The organism is Thermogemmatispora sp. (assembly GCF_019683635.1).
Classification (GTDB): domain Bacteria; phylum Chloroflexota; class Ktedonobacteria; order Ktedonobacterales; family Ktedonobacteraceae; genus Thermogemmatispora.
In genome coordinates, this window is record NZ_JADGIA010000214.1 from 1 (window position 1) to 8393 (window position 8393).

Below are 8393 nucleotides of genomic sequence, written 5' to 3' on the forward strand. Positions count from 1 at the left end.
GAGCGAGTGCATCTGCTCTCCTGGCTGAGTGAGCTGGGTACGCGAACGGGAGCACATGGCAAACGATTGGCAGCCCGTTCGGTCAACACCTATGCGCGGTCCATGCGGGCATTCTGCAACTGGCTGGAAGCCCGAGGCTCTGTCTCGCGATCGCCGGCAGCGGATGTCAGCATGCCCAAAGTGGGCAAGCCCCTCATTCGGATCATTGAGCAAGAGGAATTCAAGCGCCTGCTGCAAGCCTGTGCGTCGCTTTCTGAATCTGGCCCCCTAGCGGACTATCATGCAGCGCGCAATCGCGCCATCCTGTGGCTCCTCTATGATACAGGCATTCGCCTTGCGGAATTGTGCGGTCTGCGTCTGGTGGATCTGGATCGAAAAAAGGGGGTGATTCAGGTCCAGGGGAAGGGCGAGAAGGAGCGGCAGATTGCCCTCGGGAGAAAAGCTCTGAGGGCCTTGCTGCTCTATGTGGACCACTATCGCCCCACTGCCGAGCAGCTCGCGGAGATGGGGAACCCAGGAGAAGATCATCTCTTCCTGGGTGAGCGAGGTTGTGGTCTCACCCGTCGAGGCGTCGATATGCTCTTTCGCCGCCTTCGTCAGCGGGTCGCCTGGCCAGAGGAGCGGCGTCTGAGTCCCCATGTGTTCCGCCATACCTTCGCCGTTCGCTACTTGATGCTTGGGGGCGATATCTATACGCTCCAGGCGCTGTTAGGCCATGAGGATATTGCTACTATTAAGGAATACATGCATCTGAGTAATACGGCGGTCCAGGAGCAGAAGCGGAAATTTAGCCCTGGTGATCATGTGGCCGTGGAACCTGGGCCTGGAGGGAGGAAACCTTGGCAGCGTTCCCACGAGTCTGCCAGGAGCAAGCAGGGGGGTGGCCGGGGCAGGAAACCGGGAGCCGCAAGCGTCTAGGTGCGCTGCTGGGCGCCTGCGTCCTGCGCAAGTCCCCATCATGGCTTCCACGCGCGTGGAGAGGCCTGTCCTTCGAGCCTCCGGGGGTGACCCATCGAGCGGCGGGATCATGGGGAACGCGGGAAGGAGGCGGGAAGCAAGCGGGAGGGGAGCGGGAACCAGCCAGGGAGCTCCTGGAAGCGCGGCGGGAACCCGACAGGAACGGGCCAGGAAGGCCCCTTGTGCACCGGCGGCGGCTGTTCTCCCCTGCTTCCCCTCCAGGGGGAGCGTGTTCCGTAGGGGAGGTGCTTGCCCCCCCCTTGCCCAGTCTTGTCTTCCTTTCCGGCGGAGACGAACGTGCCCCCTCGTCCTGGCAGGTCCCACCTGCCGCTGCTTCGACGAGCCACCACTTGCCTGCGCTCTGACAGCCGTAGAGCGGTGGCCTCTCGCCTGGGTCCAGGAAGCGACCCAGCGGCGACCAGTGACCTTCCCGGTCGCTTCCCGGCTCACTCCTGAAGCAGGACGGAGAGAGGCTGCTACACTGTTCCCTGCCTGGGAGCATACCCGGCAGCAAGCAGTGTAGCAGCCTTGAAAGGAGTATGCATACCAATGGATCAGCAGACCTTTCCTTCGTCCTCTCTGCTCTCTCTGGCAACCCAGCCGACAGGGGCCAGGCGGAAGCAGGCGCGATCAAGCAGGCAGCAGACCAGGCACCTATCAGAGCAGCGCGTGGGACGTCAACCGCGCCGACAGCATATCGAGGCACTTGTTGAGGCCTATCTGCAGAGTCAGATTGGGGGCAATCGAAGCCCCAAGACCATCGAGTGGCACCGCACCTCGCTCACGCTCCTGCGACGGTTTCTGCAGCAACAGCGGGGAGTCACGGAGATCGAAGCGGTGGAGGCTGAGGATATCAGCGCCTGGTTTACCTACCTGCGTACGACGCGCGGCTCTCATGGCAGGCAGCGCAGGGAGCGCACGGTACAAACGTATGCGCGTTCAGCTCGGGCCTTTTTCCACTGGCTGGAGCGCCGGCGTCTGCTGGAGGAGAATGTGTTTGATCTGGTACCATTTCCCCGGGCAGGCCGTCCTCTCATCGAGACGCTGACCGATGAGGAGTTCGAACGGTTACTCGCTGCCTGTGCGCCGCCCAGGAAAACCGGTCGACTGGCGAAGAGGGCTACAGCTCGCAATCGAGCGATTCTGTGGGTGTTGTACGATACGGGCATACGGCTCTCGGAACTACTCACCCTATGCCTGGATAAGGTGGACCGGCGGCGGGGAGTGATCACGGTCTGGGGGAAAGGGGCTAAGGAGCGACGGGTGGCCCTGGGAGAGAACTGCCAGCACTATCTGTTCGAGTACCTGGATCAGCATTGGCCTGACGAGCAGGAGCTGGCGAAGTGGGGCCGTGCCGGAGAGAAGTATTTGTTCCTGACGGAGACGTGCCGACCCCTGACCAAGAATGGGATCGAGGAGCTTTTCAGACGACTGCGAAAGCGGGCCGGGATCACAGCCAAGCGAGTGAGTCCGCATATTCTGCGACATACCTTTGCGGTAAAGTATCTGCTCCTCGGGGGGGACCCATTCAGCCTCCAGCGGCTATTGGGGCATGAGGAGATGGCCACAGTCAATCATTACATGCATCTGAATGATACGATGATGCAGGCGCAGAAACGCAAGTATAGCCCTGGAGACTACCTCTCGACGCGCCAGCCAGAACCGGATTAGAGCGAATGTGGCCAGGTGGAGACCGGCGAGAGGCCGCGCACCAGTCGCCTAGGCCAGGAGCCGAGAGGCACTGGTGTTTGACTTGGCCTGCTCCAGCGTCTGCAAGGTCTCCTGGCTGGGATGCCATTGCTCCGAGGAGAGCCGTCGCATCTGCCTGGAGTAAGCCAGATAGAGCTGGTCCACCAGATAAGTGGCTCCAAGCGCCCCATAGAGTCGGACGGCATGCCGCAAGGCCCGCTCACTCATGATCACGCGCTCGCCATGCTCTCGGCCCGGCCTGCCGAAGGCAAAGGAGAGCTTGGTGTCAAACCGGTGGTTCACACTGTGCAATGCATAGGTCTGGTAGAGCTGAGCTGCCCGTCCATAGTGTTCCCGCTGGAGCATGGCGGTGGCGGGGTCTGCTCCGCTCGCCCCCGCCTGGCATGCGTCAGCCAGGTGCTGTGCCTGATGAACCTCATACTCGGCGCTGTACCAGAGCGCCTGCAGGTATTTATCGCGGAAGAGGGTAAAAGGTTTTCGGACCCAGCTGGATGGCCAGGGATCAAAATTGGCAGGATAGTCGATCAGTTGCTGCAGGAAGTCCCCGGGATAGGCTTGCAGCAGGGCATCACAAGCCTCTTTGATGTCGTCAGGAACTGCATTGGTCAGGCGGCCATCACGGCGAGCTGCTTCGATGATCTGGTGGAGGGTGCTTACCGCTTCCAGATCGATGACCCGGCAGGTGGGGGCCAGACGCCACAGTCCCTGTCTGGTGCTAAAGACGTCCAGGTTCGGCGGAATCAGCTCCTGTCCCGCTGCTGCATTCAGATGAGCGATGGCCTCGCGCACATCCTTGCGCAGGAACTTGCGGTGAGAGTCGAAGGCCTCCCCCAACCGCTTCGGCGTGGCTTCCTCGTCGGAGAGGCCGTGACCGAAGACGTCCTCTAGCAGTTTCTCTCGACTCACCTCTTCGCCGCGCAGCCAGGCGAGATAAGCCAGCAATTGGATCCGTTTGGCATTGGGGACAAGTGGGACCTGCACGCATCTGCCATCGGGGGCTACCAGCTCCAGCTGCACTTCCTTGAGTAACCTGATCCTCACATACTCCCCACAGGGGCCTTCCCTGCCCTGGTCCAGAACAGGTGGCTCACCAGTCGGAACGTGGACAGCAGAGAAACCCGATGAGGAAGCCGCAGAGATGGGGAGGTTGTTTCCACCAGCTGAGGCATCTGGTGGAGACAAGGGGGGAGCAGTCCTGTCAGTCAACTGCTCGGGTCTTGCTGAGATGCTCTCGTGTGACTCGCTGGGAGGAAGCAGATCCTGAGAGAGCTGGGGAAGGTCCAGCGCAGGGGCAGACGATGTGGGAAGCGGCAGGCCAACCCGTGGCTTTGGGGCCGCTTCGAGAGGAAAGGAAACTGGCTGAGTCAGAGCAGCGCTCTCGGTCTGTTGCGGAATGAGTATAGATCTGACCGGGGAAGCCGCTGCTTTCTCAGGCGAAGATTGCCGGGCGGGAAATGCTGGACTGCTCATCACACTGATCTCCCGCTGACCTCCCTGAGAGGGTTGCCTGATCTGCCTGGTCAGGATGGGTTCTCCCGACTCCCCTGCTGCACTTTCGGACACGAGTGAGCCGATGCTCCTGATGAGCCAGCAACAGATGACGATGATCGGAGCGATCAAGAGCGGGGAAAGAACCTTGATGGTCAGAAGCATGATAAGGCGACGATTGCTCTCCAGTTGCCACAGTTCGGGGAAATGGGTGACATGCGTGCGGAAGAGGGTCCAGTTCGGCAGGGTCCAGAGCACTGTGGCAAGAAGCGAGGCTGCGACGGTGAGCAGCGCGGTCATCATGGGCATCAGCCAGGCCTGGCGGTGACGAGCGTGCGGCTTTCTCTCTGTCTCTGCATGGCGGGGCATGGTGTATGGTTCTCCAGGAAACTGGTCCAGGGACCCTCTCGACGCAGGGCCTGCCTCCCAGATGAATGCAGGGAAGGCACTGGAAAGGACGATCCAGCCAGCTGTCGGGAGCCGTCGCCATTCGAGCGGAAGAGCAGGAGTTTCCCCTCCTGGGCGGTTCTCACCCTGGCTTCTGCTGTTTTCATACTCTAGTAGTATACAATGAACAAACGGGTACTGCACGCTTCTACCCTGCCTAACCTGTGCTGAGCACAGAAACGTTCCTGGACGAGGTTCACCGGCAGTCAGGGATGAATCTCCCCAAAATCAGGTGCTCTTTGAATCCTCTCAGATCCTCCCTCCGCTCTCGAAGGGCGGAGGTAATCACAATCAGCGCACCTGACGATCCGTGCCAGCTCCGACTGAAGCTCTCCTCTGATGAGTGCAAGGAGCCAGCGGGAGCGGCCTGGGAACTCCCTGGAAACCTGGTGGGAGCAGCCTGGAAAGCACACGGTAAGCGCCTGGGAGAGCTGGCACAGAGCAAGGAGGAGGATCAGAGAAACGAGAACAGGCTGGCAAAGTGAAGGAGCTGTGGAAGGATGCTCCTGATGCCTGTGCGCGCTACTTCCTCTTCGAGGAGCATCACGACTGGGAGGAGGTGCGCCTGGATCTCACGAAGCACACTCTCTATGGTGGTGGCTGTGTGCTTGCTCTGAACAACCATCACAATAGGGGGTAAAATCGTCTGAGCCTCCTCCTGGTAATCGGCATAGGCGGCAAACTTCTGCTCATATTCCCGCGCAGAGGTGGTTCCCCGATCATATTCCAGCAGCAGGCGGTAGGGTCTTGAGGAGTCTCCCACGGTATAGAGCAACTCCGCGTCGGGGCGGACAAGGAGACTTTGGCTGCTGGAACGATCCCACCACCAGCGAAGGGCCTCGCGAGCATTGAGCCAGGCCAGAATTTCATAGGTTCCGGTTTGCCTCCCTGCCGCGATCATCTGACGGACACAGCGGTAGACGCCGTGGGTATGGGAAATCTGTCTCTTGAGATCGCCAGAGCGACAAGGGAGGGAGAGCGTTGACAGACCATGACGAACAGCCAGATAGCGCAGCCCCGTCTCTGTGAGAGCGTAACGCTCTCGCTCTTGCCAGGATCTGCCTCCTGCCCATAAGGAGAGGCTGACCAGCCCTAGCGCCAGCAATGGTTGAAGTTGGCGCTGGAGCAGTCGCGGATCGGCTCTCACCGGCAGAAGCTGCATCTGCAAATCAGGCATGGACATCCAGGGATGGCGTCCCAGAACGGCCAGAATCCCCTTTTGCCGGGCAGTGAGCTGGAGGGTCAAGAGGGCAGCCGTGCGGGTGCGCTCTGCGGGAGTGCCGTCAAACTCGTGGGCAATCTCCTGGCTGATCACAGGGATGTCCTGACGTTGCCGTGGGCGCAGCCGTTCGGCCTCTGCTTGTAGGGATTCATAGACATAGCGAGGTAACCGATGAGCATGCTCAGAAACAGCGTCACTGTCTTCGGCAAGACACTGTGCGTGGAAAGGAAACGGATGAGTAAGATTCTCGATCAGCGAACCTGCAGCACCCTGCTGACAGAGCCCCAGGAGCGAAACACGGCTCCGAGGAGCAGTGCTCCTGAGCTTGCTGGACGGGCCTGCTTGAATGGGAAGCCACAAAGGGGCAAACGCTCCCTGCGAAAGATCGCGGTAATCGGCGATCGCACAGGGAGGGAGACTGCTCTTCAGCGCCTCAAGCTCCCAGGCAGGCTCAAGCTGCTCAAGCCAGAGCGGGATGCGGACGCGCTCCGTGAGAATCAGCAGTGGAGGGAGACTCTCCCCTACCAGCCGGGCTGCAGCCTGTAGCTCTGCCAGGTGCCGGAGCCAGGAGAGCGCTTCCTTCTGGCTGAACTGCCGCTCCTGGTCGACCCACAGAGAGAAGGCATAGTGGTCCCCGCCAGGAGCAGCCAGGAGGAAAGCCGCATCAGAGACCCAGCGGTGTCGCCGACCCTGCACAAGATAGGTTTGCTTCCAGGGTTGCTGGTAGCCTATCACCCGAAAGCCAGCGGGACACTCTGTCAGCAGGCGGCTGATCAGGTCAGACAGGATCAGGTGCACCGGGAGCCTGGCCAGACGGGCGAGCAAATCCTGGCGCGTCACAGGGTAACTGCTTGCCAGCCTGGAGGCCGTAACGTAAGACGCCCTCGGATACAGGGCAGCCAGTGCGTGCAGTCCCAGGTCGGTCAGATAATAGCGACGGTGACGCGGCGGCCACCCTGGCTCGTCGCAGACCACATGCGCCACCAGGTGAAGTTCCTCCAGGCGGAGCAGGTGGCCTCTTGTCGTCTGATCATCGCGCTCGACTAGACGCGCCAGTTCTGGGGCAGAGAGCAGCGAGAGCCAGGTGAGCCAGTAGAGAATCTGGCGCGCCGTGTGAGACCGCAGCTCTGGGGCGGCGAGCATGGCGTAGAGCGCCTGCTTCTTGAGCGAAGATGGGATGCCAGGCAGCACTGTGTGCAGGTCTTCCCCCGCCGTTCTTTGTGGTATGTTCACCAATCAGCCTCGCTCCTCTTGCCCTCTTTCCTCGCCCTCAAAGGAGCCTCGCGTCATTCCGAGTAAGGTCGGGGGGCGTATTTCCTCATATCCGTCCAGATCCGTTTGGACATCAGGGACCTGATCCGGGATGATGGGCGGTGGCGCTCCCACAGGCGATTTCTGGATGGTGGAGAGGCGCTTTTTGCGACGGCTGCGCGGATGGCTCCGGCGCTTTTTTTCGTTCTGTATCCCTATGGTGGGAGCCTGTGCTGTAAGATCCGCGCTCATTGATCCCGTGAGCGAATTGACCTGGGCCTGTTCCTGCTGGTTGTTCTGCGATGGACCAGGTCTGCCCGCCCCTGGTATGGATGAGGACGTACCCGAGGGGGCGGGGGGCATGCCATTCTGTCTGGCAGAGGGCTTCGTCTGGACTTGCACCTGAGCTGCCAGCTGGTAGGCTGCTGCCCGATACTGGCGGTAGGCCTGCGATTTGCGCACGTCCCGATCAATCCTGAGCACGAACGACTGGACGTCCAGAAAGCGACGCAGATGGTCAGCGTGGGCGCGGTCTACCTCCGCGGCGGACTGAGAGCGGCGCTGGTTGACGTGTCGGATGGCACGTGCTCGTGCCAGCTGGGAAGGGGTCCTGTTCCAGGAGGGAGGCCGGGTGAGTTCGACCGAAACGATCTGCAGCGGGTAGCCTGGCAACGCGAGACGCGCGTAGCAGTGCAGTCTGGGCTGCGAAATGATCTCCCTGGACGTCACCCTGTTGTGCAGTTCCTGTTCCAGAATCCTGGCATCTGAGGCACTGACGGTAAAGGCCCAGAGGTTTTCACAGTTGGCCAGCACCGTATCAAGCAGGCCCTGTTTGACAATGTCCAGCTCCTTGAGAAACTGGGTGGCCAGCAAGGCGGCACAGCCATACTTCGCATCCTCTGCCAGGATCTTTGCAATGTCTGCCCCGCTAAAGGCCTGGAACTCATCGATCGCCAGGAAGATCGGCCTTCTCTTGTGAGGCTCGATCGATTCCTGGAGACGGAAACTGCGTCTGAGGAGATTGATCAGCGTGCTCCCCAAAATGTTGAGGCTGGTGTCATCCATATCGCGCGCAGAGAGCGCGCACAGCACAATCTTGCCGGCTGTGACCGCTTCGTGGATGGGGGCGCGCGTGACTGGCTGACCCACGATCCTGCGCAGGTGCTGATTGTCGTTGAAGCTTCCCAGTTTCGTCAGGATGGGCATGATGATTTCCTGACGGAACGTGGACGCTTTCGGGAGCAGGAAATAGGTGTTCTGCCACCATGCGAGCAGTTCCTGATGCCACGGATCGGCTGGATCGAGCTGGTGCAGCACG

General features: G+C 60.7%; 5 protein-coding genes. 2 read left to right on the forward strand and 3 right to left on the reverse strand.

The annotated features are described in order from the left end of the window. On the forward strand, window positions 1–918 hold a 918-nt coding region (locus tag IRZ31_RS18110), incomplete at its 5' end, for a tyrosine-type recombinase/integrase (protein WP_297156227.1). Between the two features lie 588 nt (window positions 919–1506). Next, the gene (locus tag IRZ31_RS18115) at window positions 1507–2628 is read left to right on the forward strand and encodes a tyrosine-type recombinase/integrase (protein ID WP_297156229.1); all 1122 of its coding nucleotides are present in this window, start codon (window positions 1507–1509) and stop codon (window positions 2626–2628) included. Window positions 2629–2676: 48 nt separating this feature from the next. Here the strand turns inward: IRZ31_RS18115 and IRZ31_RS18120 are convergent, their stop codons facing one another. The 3 genes from IRZ31_RS18120 to IRZ31_RS18130 all read right to left on the reverse strand — a co-directional run. Then, entirely contained in the window at window positions 2677–3708 is a 1032-nt protein-coding gene (locus IRZ31_RS18120) for a hypothetical protein (RefSeq protein WP_297156231.1), read from the reverse strand. Window positions 3709–5056: 1348 nt separating this feature from the next. Beyond that, window positions 5057–7057 carry a replication-relaxation family protein gene (locus IRZ31_RS18125; protein ID WP_297156233.1) on the reverse strand — a complete coding sequence of 667 codons (2001 nt, stop codon included), beginning with the start codon at window positions 7055–7057 and terminating at the stop codon, window positions 5057–5059. Between the two features lie 3 nt (window positions 7058–7060). After that, window positions 7061–8393: hypothetical protein (locus IRZ31_RS18130; protein ID WP_297156235.1), on the reverse strand; the 1333-nt coding region annotated here is incomplete at its 5' end.

Coding starts and splice junctions, on each gene's coding strand:
- IRZ31_RS18115 (WP_297156229.1), top strand. CDS start 1,507: ATGGATCAGCAGACCTTTCCTTCGTCCTCTCTGCTCTCTCTGGCAACC.